Genomic DNA, 26,998 nt, shown 5'->3' with positions numbered 1-26,998 from the left:
TTGGCGGTTTCGCTCGCGCTTGGGGCTATTCGAAGAAGCCCAAGTTTCTTTGGACGATTCGACGCCCAACGTCCACAATGACCCAAATTGCCCGAAGGGCGATCGGGTGAAGGGTTTCCTCATCCAGAGGAGGCCTCGAAGAGGCCGTCTCGAAGTACGAGGAAACCCTTCACCAGATCGCCCTCGAGTCGCAGCCTCATTCTCGGGGGGATTTTTGATGCGCTTACGACTGTCGTTCTTGCTTGCGGCGGCGATGAGCGCCGCCCCCGGCTGCGCCGCCGCTTTTGAGGCCTATGTGGCGGCGGTGACGCCGCTCCAGGTCAGCCCCAGTTCGAGCGCGCGGCCGGTCACCACGATGGCGGCGAATATTCCCTTCAATGTGCTCGGCTGCGGCCGCTGGTGCCAGGTGCAATATGGCGGGACCATGGGCTATGTCCCGGCGCCGCTTGTGATCCCCGGCGCGCCGCCGACCGCGCCCGGCTCCGGCCTGTTGGGATTTCTGGCCGCGCCCGTGGTGCTGCCGGTCGCGGCGCGCGACCTGCTCAGCGACGGCTATGCGCCGCGCGCCGACTACGGCTATGGCTGGACGCCGTTTTTTGGGACGTCGCCCGAGCCCCATTGCGAAGAGCCCGCGAGACGCGGGCGCTGCGTCCACCGACGGCGTTCAGCTCGGGATGCGCGCGAGCCCGCCCATGTAAGGCCGAAGGACGCGGGGAACCTCGACTGAGCCGTCGGCCTGCTGATAATTCTCCAGCACCGCGACCATCGCGCGGCCGACCGCGACGCCCGAGCCGTTGAGCGTGTGGACAAAACGCGGCCCCTTGCTATCGCTCGGGCGATAGCGCGCGTTCATGCGCCGCGCCTGGAAGTCGCCGCAGACCGAGCATGAGGAAATCTCGCGATATCTCCCCTGCCCCGGCAGCCAGACTTCGAGGTCATAGGTTTTTTGGCTCGCGAAGCCCATGTCGCCGGTGCAGAGCACGACCTTGCGATAGGGCAGTTCAAGAAGCTGCAACACCTTCTCGGCGCAGCCCGTCATGCGCTCATGTTCGTCGAGCGATTGCTCCGGCGTTGTGATCGACACGAGTTCGACCTTGTAGAACTGATGCTGGCGGATCATGCCGCGCGTGTCCTTGCCGGCGGCGCCCGCTTCGGCGCGGAAGCAATAGGTGCCGGCGGTCATGCGCATCGGCAATTGCGCTTCGTCGAGGATCGACTCGCGCACGAGATTGGTGAGCGGCACTTCGGCCGTGGGGATGAGCCAGTAATTCTTTCCCTGCATTAATTGGCCGGTTCGAGTTGTTAAGTCCCGGCCCTCGGGGAGAATTCCTTCATTAAATTCATCGACGGCCTGGTTGAAGGCTTCGCTGACGAACAGCTGATTTGTCGCAACAAACTGATCTTCTCTAAACTTCGGCAATTGCGCCGTGCCGAACATGGCGTCGTCGCGCACCAGCAGCGGCGGGCTGACCTCCATATAGCCATGCTCGTTCGTATGCAGATCGAGCATGAATTGCGCGAGGGCTCGCTCCAAGCGCGCCAGCCCGCCTTTGTTGACGACGAAACGCGCGCCGGAAATTTTCGCCGCCGTTTCGAAATCCATCAGCCCAAGGCCTTCGCCGATTTCGAAATGCTCTTTCGGCGTGAAATCGAATTCACGCGGCTCGCCCCAGCGCGCGACTTCGACATTGTCATTCTCGTCGGCGCCGTCGGGGACTTCGTCGAGCGGCGTGTTGGGAATGCTCGCCAGCGCATTGTCGAGTTCGGCTATCGCGTAGCGCTCGGCCTCTTCGAGCGCCGGCCAGTTTTCCTTGATCGTCGTGACTTCCGCTTTCAGCGCCTCGGCGCGGGCGCTGTCGCCCGCCTTCATCGCCGCGCCGATCTCTTTCGAGGCGGCGTTGCGACGCTCCTGCGCCTTTTGCAATTCGCCGATCGCCGCGCGCCGCGCGTCGTCGAAGGCGAGAAGCTGCGTCGAGATCGGCTCCAGCCCGCGCCGTGCGCGGCCGCGATCGAAAATTTCAGCGTTCTCGCGAATCCATTTGATGTCGTACATATCGGCCTGCTGGCGCTGGGGAGTAATGGGCGAACTGTTGCAAACGCGTCATGCCCGGCCTTGTGCCGGGCATCCACGCAGCGCCGTTACGACAGCATTTCAAACGAGCCGCAACGTCTCGGCGTGGATGGCCGGGACAAGCCCGGCCATGACGGCGGGGACTTTGTCGAGGGCGTCTTTCTCTCGCGGGCAGGTAACAGGGTCAAGCGGCGAGATGTCGCCTATGAGCCGCCGCTCGCCGCAGCTTGGGCCGCGGCCCGCTTCTTCTCGACCATCCGCACGGCGTAAATCGACGCCTCGTAGAGCAGCACGCCAGGGACTGCGAGCGCGAGCTGCGAGAATACGTCCGGCGGCGTCAAAACCGCCGCGACGATGAAGACGAGCACGACCGCGTAACGCCGTTTCTCTTTCAAAAACTCCGACGTCACGATGCCGACCTGACCGAGCAGCGTCAAAACCACCGGCAACTGAAACACGATGCCGAAGGCGAGCACGAGCGTCATGATCAGCGAAAGATATTCGGAGACGCGCGGCAGCAGTTCGATCTGCGCCTTGCCCGGTTCATTCGCTTGCTGCATCCCCATGAAGAAACGCAGCAGATTGGGCATCACCAGAAAATAGACGACGAGCGCGCCAAAGGCGAAGAAGATCGGCGTCGCGAAAAGATAGGGTTGGAACGCCCTGCGTTCGTGCTTGTAGAGCCCGGGCGCCACGAAGGCGTAGATCTGCGACAGCACGATCGGACAGGACAAAAACGCCGCCATAAACAGCGCGACCTTGATCTGGGTGAAGAAATATTCCTGCGGCGCCGTGTAGATGAGCCGCGCCTCAGGGCCTGCGACCTGCGTGTAGGGAATGAGAAGCAGATTGTAGATTTCCTTGGCGAAGAAGAAGGAGAGCACGAACATCGCGAGAAAGGCGAGCAGCGCCTTGATCAGGCGCTCGCGCAATTCCATCAGATGTTCGATCAACGGCGCCTTGCTGGCCTCGATTTCGGCTTCGTCGGCCTCGTTCATGTGGCGGCCTTCTTCGGCGAATCGGCCTGCTCGCTTTCAGGGAAACCAGAGCCCTCATCCTGAGGAGCGGCCGAAGGCGGCGTCTCGAAGGATGCGGCCGGCGCATCCTCATCCGCCGACGGCTTCGCCTCGCCGGTGATTGCGCCGGTAATCTGCTTGCGCGCTTCGGCCATCGGATCGAACGCGCCGTCGAGCTTCACGCTCTCCTTGACCGCGTCCCTCATCTCGCCGACCTCCTTGCGCAGATCATCGAGTTCGGCCTCGCGCATCGCCTCCATGAATTGTCCTTGAAATTCCGCAGCCATGCGGCGCATTTTTCCGGTGAACTGCCCAAGCGAGCGCAAGACGCGCGGCAAATCCTTCGAGGGAATCGCAATCAGCGCGACGATGGCGATGACGATGAGCTTGCCGGGTTCGAGATCGAACATGCGTGTTGCTCGGGCGCCTTGCGCCCTCCCTTGACGGGGAGGGTCGAAGCGCGAAGCGCTTCGGGGTGGGGTGACGATGTGGCGAGGCTCAAGGGATTCTCTCTCACCCCACCCCGCGCGTTCAGCGCGACCCTCCCCCTTAAGGGAGGGCGTCGATGCTAGACCTTCTTGGTGTCCGCCTTGTCGCTCTCCAGTGCGCGTCGCTCGCTGGCCTGGCCTTCGAGCGGCTTTTTTGCGTCATCGGCCGCGACGTCGTCTTCGGACATGCCCTTCTTGAAGGCCTTGATGCCCTTGGCGACGTCGCCCATCACGTCGGAAATCTTGAACTTCCCGCCGAAAAGAATGAAGACGACCGCGCCGACAATGATCCAGTGCCAGATCGACAGACCGCCCATGGCGCGCATCCTTCCGAAAGAGAAACCGGGTCGACCGGCGTTTGCCCGGAAACTATGCGCCCCTCGCTATAAAAACAAGGACGGGGCGCACAGATGCGCGCCGCAGACATTCTCACGGGACGTGGAAATTTGGCGGCGCTTGACCGCTCCGCCCCGCGACGCCCTCAAAGCTCCTCGTCGTCGGCGGCTTCAGGCGTCTCCGGCGCCTCGGGCTCGTCCGGGAACTCCATGTCGAGAAGCTCCGGCGCGTCGTCTTCAAGCGGCTCTTCATCCTCGCGCAACGCGGCGTCGTCCGAGGGTTGCGGCACGCCGAAGCCCTTCGGCAGCCGGCCGTCGAAGAGCCCGGCGCCCTTGAGTTCGTCGAGCCCCGGCAGATCGCCGATCTGCTCAAGCCCGAAATGCATCAGGAAGGCGTCGGTCGTGCCATAGGTGATCGGCCTGCCCGGCGCCTTGCGGCGGCCGCGCAGCCTGATCCAGCCGGTGTCGAGCAGGACGTCCAACGTGCCCTTGGAAATGGCGACGCCGCGAATCTCCTCAATCTCGGCGCGGGTCGTCGGCTGGTGATAGGCGATGATCGCGAGCGTCTCCAGCGCCGCGCGGGAGAGCTTCTTCTCCTCGACCTGCTCGCGCGCGAGAATCCAGTTGAGGTCGGCGGCGGTGCGGAAAAACCACTTTTTGCCGACGCGGGTGAGATTGACGCCGCGGCCCGCATAATGGGCGCGCAGCCGCTCAAGAACGCGCTCGAGATCGGCGCCCTCCTCGATGCGGCGCGCCATTTCCGCTTCATCAAGCGGCTCGGCAGAGGCGAACAGCAGCGCCTCGATGATGCGCTCCGCTTCGCGCAGCCGAGCCTCGTGACGCGCAAGCTCGTCGTCGCTGTTCACGTCGAAAAGTTCGATCTTCTCCGCAGCCTGCGCCACCGGACGCCTCCTATAGTTCCGGGGCTATGACGCGCCCGCTGTTTCGTCCGCTTCCTGAGGCGCCCGCCGCCGCACCCAAAGCGGCGCGAAGTGGCGGTCCTGACGGATGTCAAATCGCCCCTCGCGCACCATTTCCAGCGAAGCGGTAAAGGCCGAGGCGCGCACGGTGCGCGCCGTCTGCATGTCGACACAGTAATGCAGCAAAAAATCGTCGAGCACGGTCCATTCCGTCGCGACGCCGACGAGCCGTTCGAGGGCTTCGCGCGCCTCGGCCAGAGACCAGACCGCGCGTTGCCGCATCACCACACGCGACGTCGCCGTCTTCTGGCGCTGCCGGGCGTAAGCCGAGAGAAGGTCGTAGAGGCTCGCCTGAAATTTGGGATGCGAGATCGTCTCTACGCCTTCCGGGCCGCCGCGCAAAAACATGTCGCGCCCCAGCCGCGCGCGCTCGGTGAGCTTGTCGGCGGCGCGCCGAATGAGCTCCAGCCTGCGCAGGCGCTCGGCGAGCGCGGCGGCGAGATCGGAGGCGGAGGGCTCGTCCCCCTTAGGCGGCTCCGGCAGCAGCAGCCGCGACTTCAAAAAGGCGAGCCAGGCGGCCATGACCAGATAGTCGGCGGCGAGTTCGAGGCGCACGCGCCGCGCCGCCTCGACGAAGGCGAGATATTGCTCGGCGAGCGCAAGAATGGAAATGCGGGCGAGGTCGACCTTCTGCCGGCGCGCAAGCTCAAGCAGCAAATCGAGCGGCCCTTCGAAACCGTCGACGTCGACGAGAAAGGCCTCTTCGGCGTCGCCGCGGGGCGCGTCCAGCTCGAAGGTCAGTTCCTGGGCCATTCCCGAATTGAGCCTGTTTCCTTTACGAATCGGCATGGCCGAGCGTTTCGGCGCGAGATTGGCCCCGATGGCCCGCCGTCGCAAGCGCTGCCGGCGCTTTGGGAGCGCCGGTCCACAGGAGAGAACTGCTATCGAAAGGGGTCGATAATCTGCAAATTGTCGATGACCTGCCCGTGTGAGAGGTCTTCGGAATATAGCCGCGAGCACCCCTGCGCTTGCGCAGCGGCGACGATTGCGGCGTCCCAGTAAGAAAATCCATAGCGCGATTTTATGTCCAGCGCGGCGTTGACGATCGCCAGCGTAATGTCCTGAACCTGAAACCGCTGCCACGCGCGCACGAGGCCAGCCGCGATGTGATGCGGTAAGGCGTCCGGCCGCGAGGCGCGCGTCGCCTGCACATAGAACTCCTGCAAAACCTGCGTCGACAGGCTCCAGTCATCCTGATCCAGCAATGCGATGGACCGCTCGCGCTTTTCCGCCTCGGACGCGTCGCGGCTGATTGAATAAAGCAGGATATTGGTGTCCAGAAAGCCGGTCACCTCGTTGGTTGCCCGATCGGCCTCTCATGAACGCTCTGACGGGAGAGCCGATCCGACGCGCGAAATTCCTGGATCTGCGCGCGGAATTCCTGCTCCTGGCGTTTCAGCCGCTCGAACTCCGTGCCTTCCGAAGCGAATTCAATCAGGAAACGCCGAACCACGGCCGATACAGTAGTATCGTCCTGCGCCGCTCTGATCCGCGCCCGGCGATACAGTTCGTCATCCAGTGAAACTGTGATGTTTTTCATAATTACACAGTTAAACCTGGATGCGCCTGTGCGCAAGAGTTCAGGCCACCGCCGACATCGCCGCGTCGAACTCGCGCGTCGCCTCCGCGACATCGAAGGATTCGACGGGCCGCCGCACGCATTCGAGCGCCTTTTCGGCCCGCGCCAGCGCCACGCCTGCCAGCGGCGGCGCGCCTTCGGCGACCGGCCGCGCTTCTGCTAGATCGCCGTTGCAATGCAGCACGAGATCGCATCCGGCGCCGATCGCCCGCTCGGCGCGCTCACGGAAGCTCCCCGTCAGCGCCTTCATGGACAGGTCGTCGGTCATCAGGAGGCCGTCGAAACCGATATAGCTGCGGACGATGTCGCCGATCACCGCCTTCGAGAGCGTGCCGGGAGCCGCCGGATCGATCGCCGAATAGACGACATGGGCGCTCATCGCCATCGGCAGATCGGCGTTCGCCTTGAACGGCGCGAAATCCATAAGCTCCAGGTCCTCGCGGCGCGCGCTGACCACCGGCAGCTCCAAGTGGCTGTCGGCGCGGGCGCGTCCGTGACCGGGAATGTGCTTCATCACCGGCGCGACGCCGCCCGCCATCAACCCTTCGGCGGCGGCGCGGCCGATCGCGGCGACGCGCGCCGGATCCCGGCTATAGGCGCGATCGCCGATGATGCTGTGGGAATCCTCGGCGGGCGCATCGAGCACCGGCAGGCAGTCGACGTCGACGCCGACCGACCGCAGATCATGGCCGATCAGCCGGGCGCCAAGCCAGGCGAGTCGCTCGGCCTGCGCGGCGTCGGCGGCCGCCCGCTCGAAGCGCGCCGCGGCCGGATAGGCGCGCCAGTGCGGCGGTCCCAGGCGCTGGACGCGGCCGCCCTCCTGATCGACCAGAACGGGCGCGTGGCGGCCGAGAGCGTCCCGAATGTCGGCGGTCAGCCGCGCGATCTGATCGGGCGCGTCGACATTGCGGCGAAAAAGGATCACGCCCCAAGGCGCGGCGTCCCGCAGGAACGCGCGCTCGTCGGCCTCGAGCGCCGGTCCCTTCAATCCACAGATGAAGGCGCGCATGTCGTCCGTCAGTTGCCCGCGACGAAGCAGGAGCCGCCGGTCGCCTTCACCTTGCTGCAGATCGCGTTCGCGGACTCCTTGCTGATCGCCCCGACGCGCACGCGATAGACGGTTCTGTCATTGACCGTCGCCATTTTGAAGGTCGGCTTCAGGCCGCCAAGCTGCGCGCGATATTTGCTGACGACGGTCTTCAGCAGTTCGCGGGCGTCGGCCTCGCTGTCCGCCGCGCCGAACTGCACGGCGAAGCCGCCTTTGCTCGGAGGCGTCGCTTGATCGGCATCCGCATCCGGCGGAGACTCTTCAGCTGCGGCGACTTTCGGCGCCGGCTTGGGCTTGGCGATTCGGGGAGGCGTCGCCGTTGGCTTCGCCTGCGTCGGCGGCGTCGCGGTCGCCGCGCCGACGGCGGCGGGGACGGCCGGATGCGCCGCCGTCTCGGCGGGCCGGCTCGCCATGGCGACGGCCGGCGGCAATGCGCCATCCTCCACCCGGCTGCCGTCCGGCCGCACGGTGACGGTTTTCACCCGCTTTGGCGCGGCCGTGGCGGGTGCTGGAGGCTCATGGGGGAGATTGACAGGCCCGTCGCCGAGCCGCGCCGCTTGCGGCGTAACGGACGGATCCACCGCCTGTTCCTGATTGGTGACAAGCTTCTGAACCGGCGCCTGCTCCTTGCGGTCCAGCACGACAGCGGCGCTGGCGTCCGGCGCCGTCGTTTCGGCTTCGACGGTTGGCTTTACCTTCACCGGCCCTTCCGGGGCGACGATCGTTGCGATCTCGCGTGAGCCATTGGAGCCGCTGCGATGCCAGAAGGCGAAGCCGATGCTCAGAACGGCGACGAGCGAAATCGCGACGACGGCGTGCCACGGCCGGAACCAGGACCGCCAGCCGTGCGGCTCCTCATAATATTCATCGCTCTGGCCATAATCGAGATATTGCGAATCATCGCTCCAGCCGGTCTCGGCCTCTTGATACGCGGCCTCATATCCGCCCCCCTGCTGCTGGCTGTAGCCCGGCGGCAGATCGCGATAGTCGGGATCCACCGGATAGGCGGGCTCCAGAGGCTGCTCCAGCGACGGCTCTGGATAATATGGCGGTTCAGCCGCCACTGGCGGCGCGGCGTCGTAGGAACCCCTCAGTTCAGCGGCTTGAGCGCGGGCGTCGCGGGCCTCCGCGAGAATTTGGCTGTAAGGATCCTTGGCGGCGCGGTCGTCGCCATGGACAAGCCGCGCGAGTTCGCTGAGCGGATCATCGACTCGGGGAGCGCGTTCGGACCCACGCAGCCGCCGCTCGAATTCGCCGAGATCGATCGCCGGACCTCTAACGGATGTCTCGCGCATAATGCACCTCGCTCGTTAATTCCTGGGGGCGCGAAGCAAATCGATAAGCGCGTCCTACGCCTGGCCCTGACCGCTCAAGGCGTCGATTAGCGCATCTCGTCGGGGGCGCTCACGCCGAGCAGCCTCAAGCCTGACCCCAGGACGATCGTTAAAGAGCTAACCAGCGCAACCCGAGCGATGGTTAACTCTCTCTCTTCAGACTTAACAAACCGTAAGTGCGGCTGATCTTTGCCGCGATTCCAATGCGAATGGAACACGCTCGACAGCTCGTGCAGATAAAAGGCCACGCGATGCGGTTCGTGCGCGGCGGCCGCAGCTTCGATGACGCGCGGATACTGCGCGATGATCTTGGCTAAAGCAAGTTCGCCCTCATCCGCCAAAAGCGCCAGATTCGCCTGGGCCAAGCTTTCGGCCGAGAACTCGATGTCGGGAAAAGCGGCGAGCGCCTGCCGCAGCGCCGATTTTCCCCGGGCATGGGCGTATTGGACATAGAAAACCGGATTGTCCTTCGATTGTTCGATGACCTTGGCGAGGTCGAAGTCGAGCGGCGCGTCATTCTTGCGATAGAGCATCATGAAGCGCACGGCGTCGACGCCGACCTCGTCGACGACCTCCCGCAACGTGACGAAGTCCCCGGCCCGCTTCGACATTTTGACCGGTTCGCCGGCGCGCATCAGCTTGACGAGTTGGCAAAGCTTGACGTCGAGCGTCACCCGCTTGTCCGAGAGGGCGGCGACGGCCGCCGTCATGCGCTTGACGTAGCCGCCGTGATCGGCGCCCCAAACGTCGACAAGCGTGTCGAATCCGCGATCGATCTTGTCCTTGTGATAGGCGATATCGGCCGCGAAATAGGTCGGCGAGCCGTCGGATTTCTTCAAGGCGCGGTCGACGTCGTCGCCAAATTGCGTCGATCTGAACAGCGTCTGCTCGCGATCCTCCCAGTCGTCGGGCAATTGCCCTTTTGGCGGGGGCAAGCGGCCCTCATAGACGAGGCCTTTGGCCCGCAGCCAGTCGATGGCGGCGTCGATCGCCGAGACGCCGTCCTTTTTTGCATGCAAGGCCCGCTCGGAAAAGAACGTCTCATGCGTGATGTTCAAGGCGGCAAGATCGCCGCGGATCATCTCCATCATCGCGTCAATGGCGGCGGCGCGAACGAGCGGCAGCCACTCGCTCTCCGCCGCGCTGGCGAGCGCCTCGCCATGCGCTTTGGCGAGCGCCTCGCCGACGGGCTTCAGATAGTCGCCCGGGTAGAGCCCCTCGGGGATCGTGATCGCCTCGCCCAGGGCCTCGCGGTAGCGCAGATAAACGGAGCGCGCCAGGACGTCGACCTGGGCGCCCGCGTCATTGATGTAATATTCGCGCGTCACCTCGCAGCCCGAAAAGGCCAAGAGATTTGCGAGCGCGTCGCCAAAGACCGCGCCCCGTCCGTGGCCGACATGCATCGGCCCCGTCGGATTGGCCGACACATATTCGACATTCACCTTGCCCTGCAGCGCGCTTGACCGGCTCTTGGCGACGCGGCCGAAATTCCGCGGATCGCGCAATACGGCGCGAAGAACCTGAGTGAACATCTCGGGCTTCAGCCGGATATTGATGAAACCCGGCCCGGCGACCTCGGTCGCGGCGACGTCCGGCGATTGCGCAAGGGCGTAGCCGATTTCAACCGCCAGTTCGCGCGGAGAGGCGAAATGCGGCTTCGCCTCCTTGGCGAAGACCATGGCGGCGTTCGACGCGAGATCGCCCAGCGTTGCGTCCTTCGGCGGCTCGACGACGAAGCGCGCGTGATCGAGACTGGGCAGCCGGCCGTCGGCGGCGATGCGATCGAGAATGGCGGCGATGCGAGCGTGAAAGTCGTCGAAAATGTTCATGGAGGTCCAGAGCGGGAATGGTTGCGCGGCGGTTTAGCAGACTGCGGCGCCACGCGCACCTGCTGTGGCGAGGTTATAGCGAGACCTTGCCACTTCGCCGACAGCCTCCCATCGCGGACGACGAGCGCGTCGCTTCGCGCGCCATTCCGCGCAGCAGGCGCGTCTGCTCCGACCGAATCGGCGCTCGCCCCGTAGGGCTTTATCGGTCACGACCGCTCACACACCGCCTCGCACATTTTTCGAGCTGGAGTTCAGCGTTCAGGTTAAGGGTCGATGCTCTGGCGTAGCCGATGCGCATCGATTAGTTTTATTTTCCGCTAGAACGACGGCAGACTGAGACGGTCTCAAAACGGTCGTTTACGATACATGTTTATTTAAAGCTGTCCCCCTTTTTGCCTGCGAAGGAAGCGAACTGAAAAAACGAGAGTTATATCTAGAATACACTCCGACTCGAGATAATTTTGAGGAGTTCAAGCTCTTATTTGGAGTCCGCAAACTTTAAGACAACGAAAACATACATAGAATATATATATATATATATAATTTCCAACTTGGGAGGGAGATATGGCCGAGCAATCGGAGGGAAAAGGTCATTCACCGGCTTGGATTGAGCTTTTGAAAGCGCTTCCCGGGCTCCTATGGGTGTTGTTCGCCGCATTTGCGTTCTGTTCGCTTCTTGAGCCTGCGCTGGATTTGATACGAAAACACGAGATAGGAAAAATCGCGGTGGCGTCGTTCGTCGTGGAGCTGACTCAACCAAAGAACAATGCGATAATGGCGGTTAGAGATTCGAAAGTGTTTTTCACAAACAATCAGATTGCGACGCTCTTTGAGCCAATAAACAGAAGATTTAATATTATAGCTGAGCAAGTTATCGGAGCAAATATTCTATGGATAGACGACAAACATCCGGTTCAAAATAAGTTCGAGAGACGTGTGCTCGGTGCATACGGGATCAAAATAGATATGGCAAAATCAACACGCGAGGGTTTGGACTTAATCGATGATTTTGCTAAGGCTGATAGCGGCTATGATATTGTGATAGAAAATATGGATAGGCAGAATGACGAGAAAGCGCAATGTTATGCCGGTGTTGAGACGAAGTTCCCTTATGCTGGCTGTGATTTTGCAAAACAGCTCGCTGATCGAGGAAAAAATACTCCGGTTTTAATTTACAGAGGGGAATACAAGCCAGGGCATGGAACTCCGGGGTTCGTTTTTGGCGTAACGAATCGCGTTGATCACCTTGTTCATTTCGTTTTCGACATTTTGGAAAGGAAACCAGCTACCGACGCTCACTCATGCCAGGACGCGACGGGCGCGACGCCGCACAGCGCGCACGCCTGCCCATGACTTAGAATTTTCCAGCTTCAAACGGTCCAACTTTTCGGAGGCAGGTCCCTGCCTCCGAGCCAGCGCGGATGGCGGAGCTGGCCGGGATTGCGCAGCCGCTCGCGCGGCGGGTGCAGGCACGAAGACCTCGGGGGTTGGGGGCCTGTAGCCGAGCGATCCATGGTGCCGGACGGTTTTGTAATGATGCCGCCAACTCTCGATCACGATCCTGTCCTCCTTAAAGGACTAAAAGATTTCGTCATCAGGAGTTTGCCATGTAGATGCGGGCGCGGCGCGAAGAGATGAGCCTGGGCGAGGCTGAGGCCATGTCGCTCAAAAGAATTTCGCCGTTCAACGCTCTGATGGGATGTTAGGGTCTTAAGGCGTCCAGATAGTAATCTTGGAGGTGGTGCCTGAGCTGCGGCGGTAGTAGTCGAAAAGCCTCTCCAAGGGGTCCAGGCATCGGGCCAGGCCTGCCGAGGAACTTACCTGATAAAATGTCAGCCGCATAACTTCTAAAGCCTCCCAGAATGGAGCCTGCGAGGCGTGGATCATCCGAGCCTACGGCGGACAAATTTGCAGGTGTAGCGAACTTGCCTCCCGTCGCACATTGTAGGACACGGCCGACATGGCGATAACCAAGCTGTGATGGTGGCGCACAGGGGACGATATCATCGCCATGCACGAGTCTATAAGTGATCGGGCCGAGAGCAGAGGAATTGTACTCTTCGGCGAAGCGCTCGTCCCCAACGCGCGGCATCCCAAAGGTGTAAACTGCGCATGGCATTGCCCCTTTGGAAGAGCAGTATCTGGCGGCAAGAGCCGCAAGTGCGCCTCCCAAACTATGTCCTGTGATGAACAGAGGCTTTCCGTTGGCGAGGGCGGCGGCTGCTTGCACATCGTTTATCGCAACCGCTAACGCCTCTTCGAACCCTTCATGGATATTGTTGCTATTTATCCGAGCTTCGACATCGGTGATGAGCGTTTGAAGAATTCCGGGGTCGGTGCCCGCGAAAGCGAGAATGACGGCATCATTGCGGACGCCACGAAGACCGGTGGTCGTGCAGGTCAAGTTACCTCGAACGAACTTCTCCAGAGAAGTAAAGCCCCACGCGTTCACGACCTCCGCCAGCGCAGGCAAATCGTCCGTCTGGTAGACCAATTGAGAAACCCACATCAAAGCTCGCGCGTTACCGAGCTGAAAGTCCGATGTAGCGTTGAAATCTTCGAAAGCGTCGCGCTCGAATTTTTCCAAAGGGAATTTCACAAAATCAGTCATGAGAAACTTTCCTAGAAACTGCGTCGGAAGACGCTAAGAAGCCGTTACAAAAATGTGAACGGCAGAGTTTGGCTGGCCGCCAATGACGGAGCCAGTCTAATCAGACATTAGGCCAAGGCCATCGAAAATAGAAGACTATTGCAACAACCGCCGCCCTTATTGTTGAAAGAAAAGTTGGATGGCGCGTTCAACGTAAAGCATCTGTAAGTCGCCTCATCCCCCAAACACCCGCTTCACCTCATTGAGCGCATATCGATCCGTCATGCCGGCGATATAGTCGGCGACCACCACCGCGCGCTCGGCGCCCTCGAGCGCGACCGCCTGCGCCGCCCATTCCGCGGGCATCAGCTCGGGCCGCTCGAAAAAGGCTGGAAACAGCCGCGAAATCGCGTCGCGCGCGCGCTCCCAGACGCCCATGACCTTCTCGTGCCGATACATGTTGGCGAAGAGGAAAGCCTTGATGTCGCGCTCGGCTTCGGCCATCGGCGGCGAGAGACGGACAAGGGCTTCGCCCGCCCGCCGCGCGTCATCGGCGCTCGCCGGGGAAACGCGCGCCAGACGCCGCAGCGATTCGCCGATGGCGTCCTCGACGAAGGCGGTGATGACGCGGCGCACGAGTTCGTGGATGACGCGCTGACGCTCGAGGCCGGGATATTCGTCACGGACATGGGCGAGCACCCCCGCAATGAAGGGCGTTCGCGCGATGTCGTCGAGCGAAAACAGTTCGGCGCGCAGGCCGTCGTCGATGTCATGGCCGATATAGGCTATATCGTCGGCCTGCGCCGCAGCCTGCGCCTCGACGCTGGCGAAGGTCGAGAGATCGAGCGGAAAGATCGCGTCGAATTCGGCGATATAGCGCGGCAGCGGACGGCGATGCGCTTCGCCGGCCGGTGGCTCCTCATCCTGAGCGGCCCGCAAGTCGGGTTTACCCGACGGCGCGATCCCTTCCCTCGTCCTTCGAGACGCGGGCTTCGCCCGCTCCTCAGGATGAGGGAAGACGCCGCGTGCGCCGGGCAGCAGCGGCCCATTGTGCTTGACGATGCCCTCCAGCGTCTCCCAGGTCAGATCGAGGCCGTCGTAGCGGGCGTAACGGCGCTCCAGCAGCGTGACGACGCGCAGCGCCTGGGCGTTGTGATCGAACCCGCCATAAGGCGCCATGCAGGCCTCCAACGCGCCCTCCCCGGCATGGCCGAAGGGCGTATGGCCGAGGTCATGGGCGAGCGCCACGGCTTCCGCGAGGTCTTCATCGACCCGCAGCGCGCGGGCGAGCGCGCGGGCGATCTGCCCGACCTCGATCGTATGGGTCAGCCTGGTGCGGAAATGGTCGCCGTCGAGCGGCACGAAGACCTGCGTCTTATGCGCGAGCCGGCGAAAGGCGGTGCAATGGATGATTCGGTCGCGATCGCGCTGGAATTCGCTGCGCGTCGGCGACGGCGCCTCCGGATAGAGCCGGCCGCGCGAGCGCGCGGCGTCGCTGGCGTATGCCGCGAGAGGGCCGCGAACCGCCACATGCGCGCCTTTCATTGAAACGCCTCAGGTTTGGACCTATCTTGCAACAGGGAGCATATCCAGCAAACGGCCGGGCCGCCGGAGAATGGCATATGCTGTAATCTAGCTTTCGGGCGAGTTTCTTTCGATCGGGCGTCCCGCCCGCAGTAACTCGCGACGGCCCGCGCAGGCAAGTGACGGAGAAACGGATGACGACGGCGCCAAGCGACATCGCGCTCACCGATCAGGCGGCGCGGCGCATTCACGCGATCCTCGCCAATGAGTCGCCCGGCGCGGTGTTTCGCGTTTCAGTCGAGGGCGGCGGCTGCTCCGGCTTCCAATATCATTTCGCCGTCGATCCCGCCCCAGGCGAAGAGGACGCGCTGCTTGAGCACGCCGGCGCAAGGGTCGCGATCGACCCCGCGTCCATTGGCTTTCTCGCAGGCGCGAAAATCGACTTCGTCGACGATCTGATGGGACAGTCCTTCCGTGTCGTTAATCCCAACGCGGTCTCGTCCTGCGGCTGCGGCACCAGCTTTTCAGTCTGACGCCACAGCCGCGGCCGCAGGCAGGCGTCACGCTGCTGCGGACCGCTCGGCGCCATCTTGGGAGTTTCGGCCTTGGACGCTCTCTTCATTGGCCACGCCTATATCGACGTCACCATGCGCGCCGAGCGCATGCCTTCGGGCGACCAGAAGGCGTTGGCGCACGACTATGCGGTGAGTTTCGGCGGCAACGCGGTGACCGCCGGCTTCGCCTGCGCCAAGCTCGGCCATCCCGTCGATCTCTTGACCACGCTCGCGCCCGACTGGCTCGGCCACATGTTCATGGACATGGCCCATACCTATGGGATCGACGTCCATCCGCGACGGGTGGCGCGCTCGTCGCTGTCCTTCATCTGGCCCAATGACGGCAAGCGGGCGATCCTGCGCGCACGCGACGACACCTATCTGCAGGGCGTTCCCCGCCTCGACGTTTCGGAAACGAAACTCCTCCATCTCGACGGACATATGGCCGACGCGGCGCTGCATTACGCCAAGGCGGCGCGGGCGCGCGGCGCGCTCGTCTCGCTTGACGGCGGCGCGCTGCGGCCCTGCATCGAGGAGCTGACGGGCTACGTCGACGTCGCGGTGGTGGCCGAAAAGCTCTGCGAGCAGATGTCGGTGTCGGAACTCGACATGCTCGGCTGGCTGAAATCCAAGGGCTGCCGAATCGGCGCCGTGACGACCGGCGAAAAGGGCATGTTGTGGTACGACGAGGAGGGCGAGATTTCGCAGATGCCGTCGCTCGCCGTGCCGCACGAGCTCATCGTCGACACCTCCGGCGCCGGCGACGTCTTCCACGGCGCCTATTGCGCCTCCTATCTCGAGCGGCCGGACGCTCCCTGGCGGGAACATTTCGAATTCGCCCGCGCGGCGTCGGCGCATAAAATCCAGCATCTCGGCAATGAGGCGGGACTGCCCTCGCCCGACGACGTCGCCGCGGCGCTCGCGGCCTTTGCGCCAGCGGACGCGCTCAGCCCGGTTTGAGCAAATCCCTCGCGGCGCCGGTCCGTCCGGACGACGCCGACATTTATGCACGACGGAGTCGCCGGGGCGGGCTTGGCAAACCGCCGCCCGCCTTGTATACGCGGGACCGCATTCCCCGATAGCTCAGCTGGTAGAGCACGCGACTGTTAATCGCTAGGTCGTAGGTTCGAGTCCTACTCGGGGAGCCAGAAAACCTTCCACAAACCGCCGCCCGCCTTCTTTCACCCTGAAAATTGTGGGTTAGGCGCAATATCCCTCGCTACGCTCCGCCGAGGGGGGCCAACTGGCGCCGCGAGATGCGCTCGGCCAGCGGCTCTTGCTAAAAAACTCGATCGTCGCTGGCGCAAAGCCATTGGCTTGGCCGCGGCCGCCAATTATTGATGAGGACCCTTTTGCAGAGAGAAACAGGGAGGTTCGCATGGCGTGCTTTAAGAATGCTGGGTTGGCGTTTGGCCTGATGGTCGGCTGGGCTCTCACTGCTCAAGCAGCGAGAGCCCAAAATCCTATTTCAGAGCTTGCCTCTGGAGTGAATCGCGTGGGGGCCGAGGCGGGCCAGGCAGTTACGAACGTGCTGAACGACGTGACGGGAAAGACTACGGCGACGCCCGTCACCCCTTCGCCGGCTCCCGCAGGGGCGAGGTCGGCTGGCGTCGTCCATCATCACCATCATCACCATCACCATCATCATCACCATCACTCGTGAATCGGGCGGCGGGGTTCTCGGCTCCGCCAGTTCGATGCAGGAAATCCGCGTCGCCGGTTCGGCGCGGCGTGAATGGCGTCCCCGCCTTATCCCTGCCCTGCGCATCCGCAGGGCTCGGTCCCGATGCGCGGCCTGACGCCCGGCTTCGCCTTTCGGCGGACAGCAGAGCCGCTTTCAAAACTCAAATTTTTCGAAGGCGAGCGCCTGCCGGCGTCCCGGCGCCGCGCCTTTCCCAAGCGAATGAGCCGGCCCCACGGGCTGATTGCAACCAGCCCCTGCGTTTCCCCTCGGACATGCGGCAGCGAACTTTGGACGTGGGACACGTCCTCTGACGTCGCATCAACTGTTTCGTGCAAGCGCCATTTCATGCAAGCGCCATGAGTTGCCATTTGCTGGAGCAGAACGATGTTTGCAGTATTGAGCCTGAGTTCGTCGGGCATTGAAAATCCGAGAGGGCCCGATGATGGCCATTCTGAACAGAAAAACTCTTGAGGCGGCGCAGCTCGCGGCGGGAGCCGCTCTGCTTGTGCTGATCGACCTCCCCTCCGCCGAACGCGGACCGAGCGCCGCTCGGGCTATGGAAGCGGGATACTATGAGCCGCAACAGATCGCGCGCCGAGAGACTTCTCGCTATCGCGGTCTCCACCGTCCATCCTCCGAGGAGGAAGCCGGAGACGCTTCGTCCGCGAGCAATAGCGGCGCTCTGGCCGCGGCGCTCGCCGCCTGCGAAAAGGACTCCAATGAAACGCCAAGCTTAACGTTGCCAGGCGCCAAGGGCGCGATCAGACTGGACAGCTGCTATCGCGGGCGCGAGCAATTCGTTTGCAGCCTTAATACGCTCCTGGATGAAGCCAAAAAGCTCAACAGCGAATACGGACACATCATCGAGGCCAAATATCCCGCGGTCGGCAGCGTCGATGCAATCTGTCGCATCAGGCCCGACGCGCTTTCGACGGATCTGACAAAGGCGGGCACGTTCGTAGCTCGATTTAAGGACTTGAGGACCGAATATGACCGGCGCATCAGCTGCGCCATGAAAATCGAGCAAAACCTGAAACAGGTGAATCTGGGCGATATGCCCCACTCGGCGGACATATTGAAGTCGATGAACGACACGCTTGAGGCTGACTTGAAGGATGTCGCCGCCACAAGACAACAGATTTTCGATCTCAACGAGAAAATGCAGGCCTCGCAGAAGGCCATCGTGACGATTGAAAAACTTCGTCCAACGATGTGTCTCTCGACATCGGCGCCAAAGCCCGCGGAGAGCGCTGAAAAACAGCCGACTGAGGCCGGTGGCCAATGACGGCGCGGGGCTGGCCTTGAGAGCGTTTCCCGATCGCATGGAGTCATGTAATCGATAAGGAATCGCTCAAAGCCATCGAAAAAGTCTGTCAACTTTTTCGGAACCTGCCCCTAGAAGGTGGCTGACTTGGCCGGCTTGGAGACGCGCCGGCCTAATCCCCACATCGTGGCGCCCTTTACGATCGTCGTTCCCTCGCGACCGATCGTCAGCCCGTTCGCGGGCGCGCCGTCATCGAGTTGCGGCGCGACCAGACGCTTCATCATGGCGGCGTCCGGGTATATCGACTTGTTTCTTGAGATGCTCCCATCGACCAAGGATTTCGAGGCGAGGACGCTGTTGGCGACGCCAATGAAATTCGTATTGCGGGCGGCGATTTCAGGCTGCAGCAGGAAGTCGATGAATGTGTACGCCTCTTCGACATGTGGAGCGTCCGTGGGTATGACGAGATTGTCGAGTCGAATGGGAGCGCCCTCCCGAGGGATGAAAAAGTCGATCTCGACAAATTCCTCCACCATGCCGGCTGTGTAGCGGGCGCGCAGGCTATCCAGGGAATAGCCGACCGCGACGCAGACGTCGCCGTTGACCAGCGCGTTGACATAGTCGCGCGAGTCGAGACGTTTCCCGTCGCGCCGCAGGGCGGTTAAAAGCTCGGCGGCGCGCACGACGTCCGTGCGTCGATCCAAACCCGGCGAAAGTCGCCAGTTGGACCACAGATATTGCAGCGCGGCTGCAGACAAATCCTCAGGACTGTCCAGAATTCCCACCCCGCAGGACGAAAGTTTCTTCAAATTTTTCTGCTGGAAAAGCAGGCCCCATGAGTCGAACGAGAAATCCGAGGACGGCGGGGCCTTGCCGATGAGCTCCCTGACCTTTCCGACGTCGTAAGCGATCCCCATCGCAAACCACGCATAATTGACGGCGTGTTCGTTCCCCGGGTCATAGGCGGCAAGGCGCTCCATAATCTCTGGCCAAAGATTGACGGCGTTTGGAAGCTTGCTCTTGTCGAGCTTCTGATAGAGGCCCCTGGCGATCTGCTGTCGCAATACGCCGCTCGAGACGATCACGACGTCAAAAGCGCGCTTCCCAGGCTGAAGCGCCTTTTCTAAACTCTCGTCGGAGCTATAGTTTTCGTATGTCGCCTGGATGCCGGTCGACCGGGTGAAGTCCGTGAGCACACGGGGATCGACGTAGTCGCCCCAGCCCAAAACATTGACCATTCTTTCTTGGCTGATTGCGGGAAGGACGCAGCAAAAGAACGACAACGCGACGCCGCTCAGCGCGACCCTAAGGACGCTTGTGGGACTCATCGGGGAACGCTCTGGTCTTTCTGTCGAGAACCCCATGGCGGGCGTCTTGAAAGCAAATATCTATGCGCCTCCGCAATCGCGGCAATGCGCAAGCGAAATCTCTCTATCCGGATGACCGCGCGGCCTAGGGCAGGTTCCGAAAAATTTGACAGACTTTTTCGATGAGAACCTGCTCCAACGTTCTGATTTTGAGCGCTCCCTTATCGATCACATGATTCCATGTGATCGGGAAGCGCTCTAACTATTGTCGCCAAAGTGAAGCTGAGCCGCGCCGCGACACGCGCCAAGCGTGAAAAACGCTTCGCCGTCGCCTTCGTCCAGCGACTCAGCGCATGCAGGCCAAAGGCTTGACCGAAAGACGGGGCTGACATCAACTCGCCACCCCCGAGACGCCGACTTGAGGAGCGCGCGTTCATGCGATCGCGCCAAATTTCACCGGAAAAAGCCTGGCCGCGCCGGCCGCTGCGCGTGCGCTATCGCCACTGGATTTTCAAACTGCCGCTCGCGCGCAATTATCGCGGCATGGTGATGGGACGCACGATCCTCTTCAAGGGCGATGAGTCCGACGTCTCGCCGACGCTCTTTCGGCATGAGCTCATTCATCAGGAGCAGATCGACCGGCACGGCATCGCGCGCTTCTATCTCATCTATCTGCGCGACTATCTCATCAACCTGTGGCGCCTGCGCGATCACGACGCCGCCTACCGAAATATTCCGTTCGAAAGGGAAGCCTTCGAACGCGAGAACGAGCGCGAAGCGGGACAAGACGACGATCGACGAATGTGATCCTGGCCTGTCATTCCCGACAGGCCGAAGGCCTGATCGGGAATCCAGAGCCTATACAGGAACGCTGGTTTTGCTCTGGATTCCCGATCGCGCTTCGCGCGTCGGGAATGACATCCGAGCAGTTCAAACGGTAATGGTATGATATGAACTTCTGTTGATCCGTTCGCTGGGTCTGTCATCCCCCGCAGGCTGGGGGAATGACTGCGGGTGTTAGGAGGCATAGTAGGTGCAAGCGCCGGAACTCGCCGTATCGCAATGGTTCAATACGCCGACGCCGATCACGCTGGCGGGCTTGCGCGGGCGGGTGGTTCTGCTGCACGCCTTTCAGATGCTGTGTCCGGGCTGCGTCGCGCATGGCACGCCGCAGGCGCAGCGCGCGCATGCGCTGTTCCGCGATTCCGATCTCGCCGTCATCGGCCTGCACACGGTGTTCGAACATCACGCGGCGATGACGCCGGTGTCGCTCGAAGCCTTCATCCATGAATATCGGCTGACATTTCCCATCGGCGTCGATCAGCCCGGCGAAAATGGCCCCATCCCCATCACCATGGCGCGCTATGACATGCGCGGCACGCCGACCGCGATTCTCATCGGCCGCGACGGCGCCATTCGTCATCACGGCTTTGGACAAGAGGACGACATGGCGCTCGGCGCCATCATCGGAACGCTGCTCGCCGAACCCGCGCCCTGACTATCCGGCGCGCCGTTCGATCTCCTCCATATCGTCGTCGGTCAATCCGAAATGATGGCCGATCTCATGCACGAGAACATGGGTGACGATCGCTTCGAGCGTGTCGTCGCTGTCGGCCCAATAGTCGAGGATCGGCCGGCGATAGAGCCAGATCATGTTCGGCTGCTCGCCGGTCTCGGAAAGATGCGCGCCCTGCGTCAGGCCGCGCCCGCGAAAGAGACCCAAGAGATCGAACTCGCTTTCGCATTGCATGTCGTCGAGCGTTTCATCGTCGGGGAAATCCTCGACGCGGATGACGAGACCTTCGCACAGCCGCGTGAAGCGTTGCGGCAAGGCGGCGAAGGCCGCATCCGCCAGCGCTTCCATATCGGCGAGCGTCGGCGCTCTTAGACGGCTCCATTCCCGTTCAGTCATCGTCGAATTGTAGCAGCCTAAACGCCGCGATGCGCAGGAACAATCGGCGCCATGTGGTGTTAGGCAGGATCACCATCATAGGAGCTCACTCATGAATAAGCTGTTGATCGCGGCGCTTGCGCTTGGCGCTTTCGGTTTCGCGCAATCCGCAGTGTCGGCGCCCGCCGCTTCACATGCTCCAGGCTTGATTCAGACCGATGGCGGGCTTGTGCAGAAAGCGCGCGATTGGAACTGGAAGGAGAACCGCGGTTATCATCGCGGCTGGGATCACAACCGACGCGGCTACTGGGGCCGGGAAAACCGCTCCTGGCGCGACGACAACTGGCGCGACGACAATTGGCGCGGCGGTCACAAGCGCGACTGGGACAAGAACCGCCGACGTGACCACGATTAAGCCATCGCGTCATTGACGTCGAGCCTTTGAAACATCAGGCGTCCGCAAGTTGCGGGCGCCTTTTTGCTCCGGCCGGCCTTCGAAGGCGCGGCCGGCGCATCCGTTTCCTCGCGGCGGCGCCGGCAAACCACGGCGATGCAGGAACATTCAGCGCCAAGCATTGTTCAGGCAAGGACCATCGTGAGAGGAGAGACTCATGAACAAGCTATTGATCGCAGCGCTTGCGCTCGGCGTCGTCGGCTTCGTGAACTCCGCGACTTTCGCTCCAGCCCTGGGCCGCCTGCCGCCGAGTTCCGAACGCGTCGTCCAGAAGGCGGACGATCGTCAGCAGGACCAGACGGACGAGAGCGCTGATCAGCAGCGCCAGGGCGAATGGTGGGGGCGCGGCGGTCCTTCCTGGCGCGATCCGCGTCCGTGGAGCGACGACGCGTGGCGCCGCAATCCCGATTGGGACGAAGAAGGGACAGGTCCGGACGAGGAGTGATCCCGTTTGCGTGAGAGTCTCGTCTATCGCCAGCCGCGTACGTCGACCAGGCGTCCAGCGATCGCCGCCGCCGCCGCCATCGCCGGCGAAACGAGATGCGTGCGGCCCTTGAAGCCCTGTCGCCCCTCGAAATTGCGATTGGACGTAGACGCGCAGCGCTCGCCCGGCGCTAAACGGTCGGGATTCATCGCCAGACACATGGAGCAGCCCGGCTCCCGCCATTCGAAGCCGGCGGCGGTGAAGATCTTGTCGAGGCCCTCCGCTTCCGCCTGCGCCTTTACGAGACCCGATCCCGGCACAACCATCGCGTTGATGCGATCGGCGACGCTCTTTCCCTCCACCATCTTCGCCGCCGCGCGCAGATCTTCGATGCGGCCGTTGGTGCAGGAGCCGATGAACACGCGGTCGATCTCGATGTCGGTGATGCGTTCGCCGCCCCTCAGACCCATATAGTCGAGCGCGCGTTCGATCGCGGCGCGCTTTTGCGGCGTCTTCGCGCTGTCGGGGGTGGGCACGAATCCGTCGATGGTCGCGACGTCTTCGGGCGACGTGCCCCAGGTCACGATCGGCGGCAGATTGCTCGCGTCGAGCCTGACGATCTTATCGAAATGCGCGCCCTCGTCAGTGTACAGCGTCTCCCAATATCTGCGGGCCGCCTCGAACGCTTCGCCCTTTGGACCTTTCGGGCGGTCCTTCAGATAGGCGAACGTCTTCTCATCCGGCGCAATGAGCCCAGCGCGGGCGCCGCCTTCGATCGACATGTTGCAGACGGTCATGCGGCCTTCCATCGACAGGTCGCGGATCGCCTTGCCTGCATATTCGATGACATGTCCGGTGCCGCCGGCGGTGCCGATCTTGCCGATGATCGCGAGGATGATGTCCTTCGCGGTGGCGCCGTCGGCGAGCTTGCCGTCGACCTGCACCAGCATATTGGCCGCCTTCTTCTGGATCAGCGTCTGGGTTGCGAGCACATGCTCGACTTCGGACGTGCCGATGCCATGCGCCAGCGCGCCGAAGGCGCCATGCGTCGAGGTATGACTGTCGCCGCAGACGATCGTCATGCCGGGCAGAGTGAAACCCTGCTCCGGGCCGACGATATGCACGACGCCCTGGCGCCGGTCGTGCTCGTCATAATATTCGACGCCGAACTCACGCGCGTTGAGCGCAAGCTGCTCCACCTGCGCCCTGCTCTCGGAATCTTCAATCGGCAAAGAGCGATCGGTCGTCGGCACATTATGATCGACGACGGCGAGCGTCCTTTGCGGGGCGCGCACCGACCGGCCCGTCATACGCAAGCCTTCAAAGGCCTGCGGACTCGTCACTTCATGCACGAGGTGGCGATCGATATAGAGCAGGGACGCGCCATCCTCCTGGCGCTCGACCACATGGTCGTCCCAGATCTTGTCGTAAACGGTGCGGGGCGCGGCGTTGGACATTTATCTCTTCCTCTTGCCGGCCTGTCGCATCCGGCTCGCTGGTTTGATCGCCTCATCCCGAGGAGCGGCGCGGGCCGCATCTCGAAGGACAAGGAAATCTCTGGCGGCGCCCTCGTGCTTTGAGAGCGCCCCAGCTTCCTCAGCATGAGGCCGACCGCAATTGGCCGACTCTCATCGTCTCCCTTGAATTGAGGCTGTTCTACCCGTAACGCAAGCTGCATGGAAGAGAGTTCAAGGCGCGGCCCTCCCCGAGTCCATAAGCGATGAGCCTGCCCTCCCCAGAGCTTCCTGCGCCCCTTGCGGCGGCGATCGAGGCGCGGCTGGAGGGCCGCGCTCAAGGGATGCTGCGCGACAGAGCCCGGCAGCTGTCGGAGCGCTATCGGTCACGCAAACCGACGGTCGAAACGATCCGCGACGAGGCCGACGCCTTGGCCTATGCGGCGACGCGCATGCCCGCGACCTACGCCGCCATCGTGAGGGCGCTCGGCCGGCTCGACGAGGAGCGCCCCGAATTTGCGCCAAAGCGGGTGCTCGATGTCGGCTGCGGTCTTGGCGCGGGCTCCTACGCTGCGGCGGCCGTGTGGCCCAGCATCGCCGAGATTGCGCTCATCGACCGCAGCGCGCTCTTCCTGAACCTCGCGACCGGTCTGATGCAGGAAAGCGGCGTCGCCGCCGCGGTCGAAGCGAGCTTGGCGGATTTCGTCAAGCCGCAGGCGGGCGAAGCCGTCCCTTTCGACCTCGTCGTCGTCGGCTACGCGCTCACCGAAATCGCCGAAGCCGACCTGCCCGTCGTCATCGATCAGCTTTGGTCGCGCACGAGCGGCGCGCTTGTCATCGTCGAGCCGGGGACTCCGCGTAACCATGCGCGGCAGATGATCGTCCGCGGCCGGCTGATCGCGCTGGGCGCGCATATTCTCGCACCCTGTCCGCACCAGGCGCCCTGCCCTTTGCCGGCGAACGATTGGTGTCATTTTTCGGTCCGGCTGCCGCGACGGCGCGCGCACAAATTGGTCAAAGGCGCCGACGCGCCCTTCGAGGACGAGAAGTTCGCTTATCTCATCGCGGGACGGACCGCCGGGACGGCGCCATGGGCGCGCATCATCGCCCCGCCCCGCGTCAGCAAGGCGGGCGTTTCCCTTAGGCTCTGCGCCGATAATGCATTCGCAGAGACATTCATTCCCAAGCGCGACAAGGCGCGCTACGAAAAGATCAGGAAAAAAGACTGGGGCGATCCGCTGTGCGCCCCGGCGGAGGAAATTTGATGAAACAGCCACGTCCGAGGGTCGCGCCCTATCTGACCGTCAGCCCCGCCGCCGCAGCCATCGCCTTTTACACCGGCGCCTTCGGCGCCCAGCAGCGGGCGCTCATGCCGTCGGTCGACGGGCTGCGCATCGCCCACTGCGAACTGCTGATCAACGGCGGCTCGGTGATGCTCGCCGACATCTTTCCCGAATTCGGTCAGACGCGCGTGCCCATGCCCGGCGAGCACGTGACCGTTTCGATCAGCCTTGAATATGACAAGGCGCAGGACGTCGACGACGTCTGCGCGCGCGCCGCCAAGCTCGGCGGCAAAGTCGAGACGGCCCCGACCAATTCTTTCTGGGGGACGCGCTACGCCTCCCTGCGCGACCCGTTCGGCCACCGCTGGATCCTTAACGCGCCGCTGGAGACCTAAAAAAAGCCGCCCGAAACCGGGCGGCTGCGGACGGCGGCATTCTCCGAAAACCGTGGTTATTTGCCTGCGGCCGCCTTCGGCTTGGTGTCGATGCGCTCGGCGATGCGGGCGGACTTGCCGCGGCGGTCGCGCAGATAATAGAGCTTGGCGCGGCGCACCTTGCCGCGGCGGACGAGCTTGATCGAGTCGATCAGCGGCCCATGGATCGGGAAGACGCGCTCGACGCCCTCGCCATAGGAAATCTTGCGGACAGTGAAGCTCTCGTTCAGCCCGCCGCCCTGGCGCGAAATGACGACGCCTTCATAAGCCTGGATGCGCGCGCGCTCGCCTTCCTTCACCTTGACGTTCACGATCACCGTATCTCCCGGCCGAAACTCGGGGATTTTCTTGCCTTCGATAAGCTTGGCGGCATGTTCCGCCTCGAGCTGCTCGATAATGTTCATAACGAAAACTCCTGCCGTTTCGTCTTAGCCTTGGGGCCGACGAGCGTTTCGGAACGCTGTTCTAGTTGAGTCCCGGTCCATAACCGAAAGGCGGCGCTTTGTCGAGCCGTTGGGGTCGGAGGAACCCTCAAGCTGCGGCAATGCGCGCAGAACGATCGTCACAGACATTCCCTCAGGTGGTCTTATATAGTGGCCCCGGGGGCGCTGGCGTTTCAAGCGACGAGGGAGAGACGCGACATGACCCAGCAGGAAGAGCGGCGCAACGAAAGCGCGCGGCCCGCCGAAGCGGCGGCCGAAGGTGCTGCGGACGGACGGCGGCGGCTGGAAGATTTCGCCGAAGCGCGCACCGAGATCTGGGACTGTCTGCAGGACGCCAACCGCGTCCTGATGGAGCGTATGCAGCAGGAAGCGGCGTTGACGGCGGAACTTGCCTCGAAGCTCACGGCGTCGCGGTCCATATCCGAGACCACGACGGTTCTAAAGGATTGGACGAGCAAACATATCGAGATGACGACGGAGGACTCGCGCCGCCTGTTCTCCGACGCGCAGCAAATGTTCAGCGCAGGCGCGCGCCTCTGGTCGAACGCCGCCCATGCGCCAAGCCCAGAAGCCGCCGGTCGGCTCATGTCCTAGAGCGCGTCCCGATCACATGGCGATCATGTGATCGATACGGAATCGCTCAATGTCGAAATGGTGGAGCAGTTTTCATCGAAAAAGTCTGTCAGCCTTTCCGGAACCTGCTCTAACGCCGTGAAGCGGAAGCCCATCGCGGCTTCCGCTTCACCCGATGGTCTCGTCCTCGCGATCGAGCGTGAAGCCGACTTTCAGCACCACCTGATAATCGGCGACCGCACCCTTATTGATGTTGCCGCGAATCTGGACGACTTCGAACCAACGCAAGTTGCGCAAGGTTTCGCCGGCGCGCTTGAGCGCGGCGCTCACGGCGTCCTCGACGCTGTCCGGCGAAGACCCGACAAGCTCGACAACCTTATAGACATGACCTTCCATATGAAGCTCCCTCAATTCAGATGTCTAATCTTGCCTGCGATAG

Annotated in this window: 30 protein-coding genes, 1 tRNA gene and 1 pseudogene; 14 read left to right on the top strand and 18 right to left on the bottom strand. The window is 62.6% G+C overall.

Translation table 11 applies throughout. From position 1 onward, the window contains the following. The first annotated feature begins 217 nt into the window (after nt 1–217). Nucleotides 218–727, top strand: coding sequence for an SH3 domain-containing protein (locus BN69_RS00380; protein ID WP_041926723.1), 510 nt, complete (start codon nt 218–220; stop codon nt 725–727). On the opposite strand, the gene serS is transcribed toward BN69_RS00380, so the two are convergent. From serS to BN69_RS00345, 7 genes are all read right to left on the bottom strand, one after another. Next, the gene (gene serS, locus BN69_RS00375) at nt 665–2,053 is read right to left on the bottom strand and encodes a serine--tRNA ligase (protein ID WP_014889553.1); all 1,389 of its coding nucleotides are present in this window, start codon (nt 2,051–2,053) and stop codon (nt 665–667) included. The genes BN69_RS00380 and serS overlap by 63 nt on opposite strands. A gap of 221 nt (nt 2,054–2,274) precedes the next feature. After that, nucleotides 2,275–3,069, bottom strand: coding sequence for a twin-arginine translocase subunit TatC (gene tatC, locus BN69_RS00370; RefSeq protein ID WP_014889552.1), 795 nt, complete (start codon nt 3,067–3,069; stop codon nt 2,275–2,277). After that, a complete protein-coding gene (locus tag BN69_RS00365; RefSeq protein WP_014889551.1) occupies nt 3,066–3,497 on the bottom strand; it encodes a twin-arginine translocase TatA/TatE family subunit in 432 nt (143 codons plus the stop codon). Before BN69_RS00365 ends, tatC begins: the two co-directional genes overlap by 4 nt. A 158-nt stretch (nt 3,498–3,655) precedes the next feature. Further along, entirely contained in the window at nt 3,656–3,892 is a 237-nt protein-coding gene (locus BN69_RS00360) for a twin-arginine translocase TatA/TatE family subunit (protein ID WP_014889550.1), read from the bottom strand. Nucleotides 3,893–4,056: 164 nt separating this feature from the next. Continuing rightward, nucleotides 4,057–4,812 carry an SMC-Scp complex subunit ScpB gene (scpB, locus tag BN69_RS00355; protein WP_014889549.1) on the bottom strand — a complete coding sequence of 252 codons (756 nt, stop codon included), beginning with the start codon at nt 4,810–4,812 and terminating at the stop codon, nt 4,057–4,059. Between the two features lie 24 nt (nt 4,813–4,836). Beyond that, nucleotides 4,837–5,643 (bottom strand): segregation and condensation protein A, encoded by an 807-nt coding sequence (locus tag BN69_RS00350; RefSeq protein ID WP_014889548.1) that lies wholly within the window; start codon nt 5,641–5,643, stop codon nt 4,837–4,839. A gap of 128 nt (nt 5,644–5,771) precedes the next feature. Beyond that, entirely contained in the window at nt 5,772–6,182 is a 411-nt protein-coding gene (locus tag BN69_RS00345) for a PIN domain-containing protein (protein ID WP_014889547.1), read from the bottom strand. 26 nt (nt 6,183–6,208) lie between these two features. On the opposite strand from BN69_RS00345, the gene BN69_RS19360 reads away from it, so the two are divergent. After that, on the top strand, nt 6,209–6,412 hold the full coding sequence (locus BN69_RS19360) for a hypothetical protein (protein WP_158491287.1): 204 nt from the start codon (nt 6,209–6,211) through the stop codon (nt 6,410–6,412). Nucleotides 6,413–6,470: 58 nt separating this feature from the next. Here BN69_RS19360 and nagZ read toward each other — a convergent pair whose 3' ends face one another. From nagZ to argS, 3 genes are all read right to left on the bottom strand, one after another. Then, the gene (gene nagZ / locus BN69_RS00335) at nt 6,471–7,478 is read right to left on the bottom strand and encodes a beta-N-acetylhexosaminidase (protein WP_014889545.1); all 1,008 of its coding nucleotides are present in this window, start codon (nt 7,476–7,478) and stop codon (nt 6,471–6,473) included. An 8-nt stretch (nt 7,479–7,486) separates the two neighbouring features. Continuing rightward, nucleotides 7,487–8,812: an SPOR domain-containing protein gene (locus tag BN69_RS00330; protein WP_014889544.1), complete on the bottom strand. Its 1,326-nt coding sequence runs from the start codon at nt 8,810–8,812 to the stop codon at nt 7,487–7,489. An 86-nt stretch (nt 8,813–8,898) separates the two neighbouring features. Continuing rightward, nucleotides 8,899–10,680, bottom strand: a complete 1,782-nt coding sequence (gene argS, locus BN69_RS00325; RefSeq protein ID WP_014889543.1) for an arginine--tRNA ligase — start codon at nt 10,678–10,680, stop codon at nt 8,899–8,901. Between the two features lie 564 nt (nt 10,681–11,244). On the opposite strand from argS, the gene BN69_RS00320 reads away from it, so the two are divergent. Beyond that, nucleotides 11,245–12,033 (top strand): response regulator transcription factor, encoded by a 789-nt coding sequence (locus tag BN69_RS00320; RefSeq protein WP_014889542.1) that lies wholly within the window; start codon nt 11,245–11,247, stop codon nt 12,031–12,033. A gap of 42 nt (nt 12,034–12,075) precedes the next feature. Here the strand turns inward: BN69_RS00320 and BN69_RS19680 are convergent. The 3 genes and pseudogenes from BN69_RS19680 to dgt form a co-directional block, all read right to left on the bottom strand. Next, a pseudogene (locus tag BN69_RS19680) lies at nt 12,076–12,258 on the bottom strand (integrase core domain-containing protein); the annotation flags it as partial. A gap of 124 nt (nt 12,259–12,382) precedes the next feature. Beyond that, complete coding sequence (locus BN69_RS18280; RefSeq protein WP_051013212.1) at nt 12,383–13,291, bottom strand: lipase family protein; 909 nt, start codon at nt 13,289–13,291, stop codon at nt 12,383–12,385. A gap of 213 nt (nt 13,292–13,504) precedes the next feature. Then, nucleotides 13,505–14,815 (bottom strand): dGTP triphosphohydrolase, encoded by a 1,311-nt coding sequence (dgt, locus tag BN69_RS00310; protein WP_051013211.1) that lies wholly within the window; start codon nt 14,813–14,815, stop codon nt 13,505–13,507. Between the two features lie 173 nt (nt 14,816–14,988). On the opposite strand from dgt, the gene BN69_RS00305 reads away from it, so the two are divergent. The 4 genes from BN69_RS00305 (at nt 14,989) to BN69_RS00290 (ending at nt 18,317) form a co-directional block, all read left to right on the top strand. After that, nucleotides 14,989–15,327 carry a HesB/IscA family protein gene (locus BN69_RS00305; RefSeq protein WP_014889539.1) on the top strand — a complete coding sequence of 113 codons (339 nt, stop codon included), beginning with the start codon at nt 14,989–14,991 and terminating at the stop codon, nt 15,325–15,327. Between the two features lie 72 nt (nt 15,328–15,399). After that, on the top strand, nt 15,400–16,308 hold the full coding sequence (locus tag BN69_RS00300) for a sugar kinase (RefSeq protein WP_014889538.1): 909 nt from the start codon (nt 15,400–15,402) through the stop codon (nt 16,306–16,308). 112 nt (nt 16,309–16,420) lie between these two features. Then, nucleotides 16,421–16,496: transfer RNA gene (locus tag BN69_RS00295), tRNA-Asn, on the top strand. A 975-nt stretch (nt 16,497–17,471) separates the two neighbouring features. Further along, complete coding sequence (locus BN69_RS00290) at nt 17,472–18,317, top strand: hypothetical protein (protein WP_148276986.1); 846 nt, start codon at nt 17,472–17,474, stop codon at nt 18,315–18,317. 110 nt (nt 18,318–18,427) lie between these two features. On the opposite strand, the gene BN69_RS00285 is transcribed toward BN69_RS00290, so the two are convergent. Further along, on the bottom strand, nt 18,428–19,534 hold the full coding sequence (locus BN69_RS00285; RefSeq protein ID WP_244434996.1) for an extracellular solute-binding protein: 1,107 nt from the start codon (nt 19,532–19,534) through the stop codon (nt 18,428–18,430). Between the two features lie 504 nt (nt 19,535–20,038). On the opposite strand from BN69_RS00285, the gene BN69_RS00280 reads away from it, so the two are divergent. Beyond that, nucleotides 20,039–20,410, top strand: coding sequence for a hypothetical protein (locus BN69_RS00280; protein WP_014889534.1), 372 nt, complete (start codon nt 20,039–20,041; stop codon nt 20,408–20,410). Nucleotides 20,411–20,636: 226 nt separating this feature from the next. Further along, on the top strand, nt 20,637–21,101 hold the full coding sequence (locus BN69_RS00275) for a peroxiredoxin family protein (protein ID WP_014889533.1): 465 nt from the start codon (nt 20,637–20,639) through the stop codon (nt 21,099–21,101). Here the strand turns inward: BN69_RS00275 and BN69_RS00270 are convergent, their stop codons facing one another. Continuing rightward, the gene (locus tag BN69_RS00270; protein WP_014889532.1) at nt 21,102–21,515 is read right to left on the bottom strand and encodes a metallopeptidase family protein; all 414 of its coding nucleotides are present in this window, start codon (nt 21,513–21,515) and stop codon (nt 21,102–21,104) included. Nucleotides 21,516–21,606: 91 nt separating this feature from the next. On the opposite strand from BN69_RS00270, the gene BN69_RS00265 reads away from it, so the two are divergent. Both BN69_RS00265 and BN69_RS00260 read left to right on the top strand, forming a co-directional pair. Continuing rightward, complete coding sequence (locus BN69_RS00265) at nt 21,607–21,909, top strand: hypothetical protein (protein ID WP_014889531.1); 303 nt, start codon at nt 21,607–21,609, stop codon at nt 21,907–21,909. A gap of 196 nt (nt 21,910–22,105) precedes the next feature. Beyond that, entirely contained in the window at nt 22,106–22,393 is a 288-nt protein-coding gene (locus BN69_RS00260) for a hypothetical protein (protein WP_014889530.1), read from the top strand. A gap of 23 nt (nt 22,394–22,416) precedes the next feature. On the opposite strand, the gene leuC is transcribed toward BN69_RS00260, so the two are convergent. Next, entirely contained in the window at nt 22,417–23,829 is a 1,413-nt protein-coding gene (gene leuC / locus BN69_RS00255; RefSeq protein ID WP_014889529.1) for a 3-isopropylmalate dehydratase large subunit, read from the bottom strand. A 263-nt stretch (nt 23,830–24,092) separates the two neighbouring features. On the opposite strand from leuC, the gene BN69_RS00250 reads away from it, so the two are divergent. Together BN69_RS00250 and BN69_RS00245 are read left to right on the top strand one after the other, a co-directional pair. Beyond that, nucleotides 24,093–25,091, top strand: a complete 999-nt coding sequence (locus BN69_RS00250; protein WP_014889528.1) for a small ribosomal subunit Rsm22 family protein — start codon at nt 24,093–24,095, stop codon at nt 25,089–25,091. Then, a complete protein-coding gene (locus BN69_RS00245) occupies nt 25,091–25,504 on the top strand; it encodes a VOC family protein (protein WP_014889527.1) in 414 nt (137 codons plus the stop codon). Before BN69_RS00250 ends, BN69_RS00245 begins: the two co-directional genes overlap by 1 nt. Before the next feature lie 56 nt (nt 25,505–25,560). On the opposite strand, the gene rplS is transcribed toward BN69_RS00245, so the two are convergent. After that, nucleotides 25,561–25,947 (bottom strand): 50S ribosomal protein L19, encoded by a 387-nt coding sequence (gene rplS / locus BN69_RS00240; protein WP_014889526.1) that lies wholly within the window; start codon nt 25,945–25,947, stop codon nt 25,561–25,563. Nucleotides 25,948–26,184: 237 nt separating this feature from the next. Between rplS and BN69_RS00235 the strand changes: the two genes are divergently transcribed. Further along, entirely contained in the window at nt 26,185–26,580 is a 396-nt protein-coding gene (locus BN69_RS00235; protein ID WP_014889525.1) for a hypothetical protein, read from the top strand. Between the two features lie 147 nt (nt 26,581–26,727). Here BN69_RS00235 and BN69_RS00230 read toward each other — a convergent pair whose 3' ends face one another. Then, nucleotides 26,728–26,955 carry a dodecin gene (locus BN69_RS00230; RefSeq protein ID WP_014889524.1) on the bottom strand — a complete coding sequence of 76 codons (228 nt, stop codon included), beginning with the start codon at nt 26,953–26,955 and terminating at the stop codon, nt 26,728–26,730. Nucleotides 26,956–26,998: the final 43 nt, after the last annotated feature.

This window comes from Methylocystis sp. SC2, assembly GCF_000304315.1.
Taxonomy (GTDB): Bacteria; Pseudomonadota; Alphaproteobacteria; order Rhizobiales; family Beijerinckiaceae; genus Methylocystis.
This window is presented reverse-complemented; position numbering and strand designations above follow the sequence as displayed.

Bases quoted from the DNA above. Each gene is read 5' to 3' on its own strand.
- BN69_RS00380 (WP_041926723.1), top strand. From the start codon at position 218: ATGCGCTTACGACTGTCGTTCTTGCTTGCGGCGGCGATGAGCGCCGCC.
- serS (WP_014889553.1), bottom strand. From the start codon at position 2,053: ATGTACGACATCAAATGGATTCGCGAGAACGCTGAAATTTTCGATCGC.
- tatC (WP_014889552.1), bottom strand. From the start codon at position 3,069: ATGAACGAGGCCGACGAAGCCGAAATCGAGGCCAGCAAGGCGCCGTTG.
- BN69_RS00365 (WP_014889551.1), bottom strand. From the start codon at position 3,497: ATGTTCGATCTCGAACCCGGCAAGCTCATCGTCATCGCCATCGTCGCG.
- BN69_RS00360 (WP_014889550.1), bottom strand. From the start codon at position 3,892: ATGGGCGGTCTGTCGATCTGGCACTGGATCATTGTCGGCGCGGTCGTC.
- BN69_RS00350 (WP_014889548.1), bottom strand. From the start codon at position 5,643: ATGGCCCAGGAACTGACCTTCGAGCTGGACGCGCCCCGCGGCGACGCC.
- BN69_RS19360 (WP_158491287.1), top strand. From the start codon at position 6,209: ATGAACGCTCTGACGGGAGAGCCGATCCGACGCGCGAAATTCCTGGAT.
- nagZ (WP_014889545.1), bottom strand. From the start codon at position 7,478: ATGCGCGCCTTCATCTGTGGATTGAAGGGACCGGCGCTCGAGGCCGAC.
- BN69_RS00330 (WP_014889544.1), bottom strand. From the start codon at position 8,812: ATGCGCGAGACATCCGTTAGAGGTCCGGCGATCGATCTCGGCGAATTC.
- argS (WP_014889543.1), bottom strand. From the start codon at position 10,680: ATGAACATTTTCGACGACTTTCACGCTCGCATCGCCGCCATTCTCGAT.
- BN69_RS00320 (WP_014889542.1), top strand. From the start codon at position 11,245: ATGGCCGAGCAATCGGAGGGAAAAGGTCATTCACCGGCTTGGATTGAG.
- BN69_RS18280 (WP_051013212.1), bottom strand. From the start codon at position 13,291: ATGACTGATTTTGTGAAATTCCCTTTGGAAAAATTCGAGCGCGACGCT.
- dgt (WP_051013211.1), bottom strand. From the start codon at position 14,815: ATGAAAGGCGCGCATGTGGCGGTTCGCGGCCCTCTCGCGGCATACGCC.
- BN69_RS00305 (WP_014889539.1), top strand. From the start codon at position 14,989: ATGACGACGGCGCCAAGCGACATCGCGCTCACCGATCAGGCGGCGCGG.
- BN69_RS00290 (WP_148276986.1), top strand. From the start codon at position 17,472: ATGATGGCCATTCTGAACAGAAAAACTCTTGAGGCGGCGCAGCTCGCG.
- BN69_RS00285 (WP_244434996.1), bottom strand. From the start codon at position 19,534: ATGGTCAATGTTTTGGGCTGGGGCGACTACGTCGATCCCCGTGTGCTC.
- BN69_RS00280 (WP_014889534.1), top strand. From the start codon at position 20,039: ATGCGATCGCGCCAAATTTCACCGGAAAAAGCCTGGCCGCGCCGGCCG.
- BN69_RS00270 (WP_014889532.1), bottom strand. From the start codon at position 21,515: ATGACTGAACGGGAATGGAGCCGTCTAAGAGCGCCGACGCTCGCCGAT.
- BN69_RS00265 (WP_014889531.1), top strand. From the start codon at position 21,607: ATGAATAAGCTGTTGATCGCGGCGCTTGCGCTTGGCGCTTTCGGTTTC.
- BN69_RS00260 (WP_014889530.1), top strand. From the start codon at position 22,106: ATGAACAAGCTATTGATCGCAGCGCTTGCGCTCGGCGTCGTCGGCTTC.
- leuC (WP_014889529.1), bottom strand. From the start codon at position 23,829: ATGTCCAACGCCGCGCCCCGCACCGTTTACGACAAGATCTGGGACGAC.
- BN69_RS00250 (WP_014889528.1), top strand. From the start codon at position 24,093: ATGAGCCTGCCCTCCCCAGAGCTTCCTGCGCCCCTTGCGGCGGCGATC.
- BN69_RS00245 (WP_014889527.1), top strand. From the start codon at position 25,091: ATGAAACAGCCACGTCCGAGGGTCGCGCCCTATCTGACCGTCAGCCCC.
- rplS (WP_014889526.1), bottom strand. From the start codon at position 25,947: ATGAACATTATCGAGCAGCTCGAGGCGGAACATGCCGCCAAGCTTATC.
- BN69_RS00235 (WP_014889525.1), top strand. From the start codon at position 26,185: ATGACCCAGCAGGAAGAGCGGCGCAACGAAAGCGCGCGGCCCGCCGAA.
- BN69_RS00230 (WP_014889524.1), bottom strand. From the start codon at position 26,955: ATGGAAGGTCATGTCTATAAGGTTGTCGAGCTTGTCGGGTCTTCGCCG.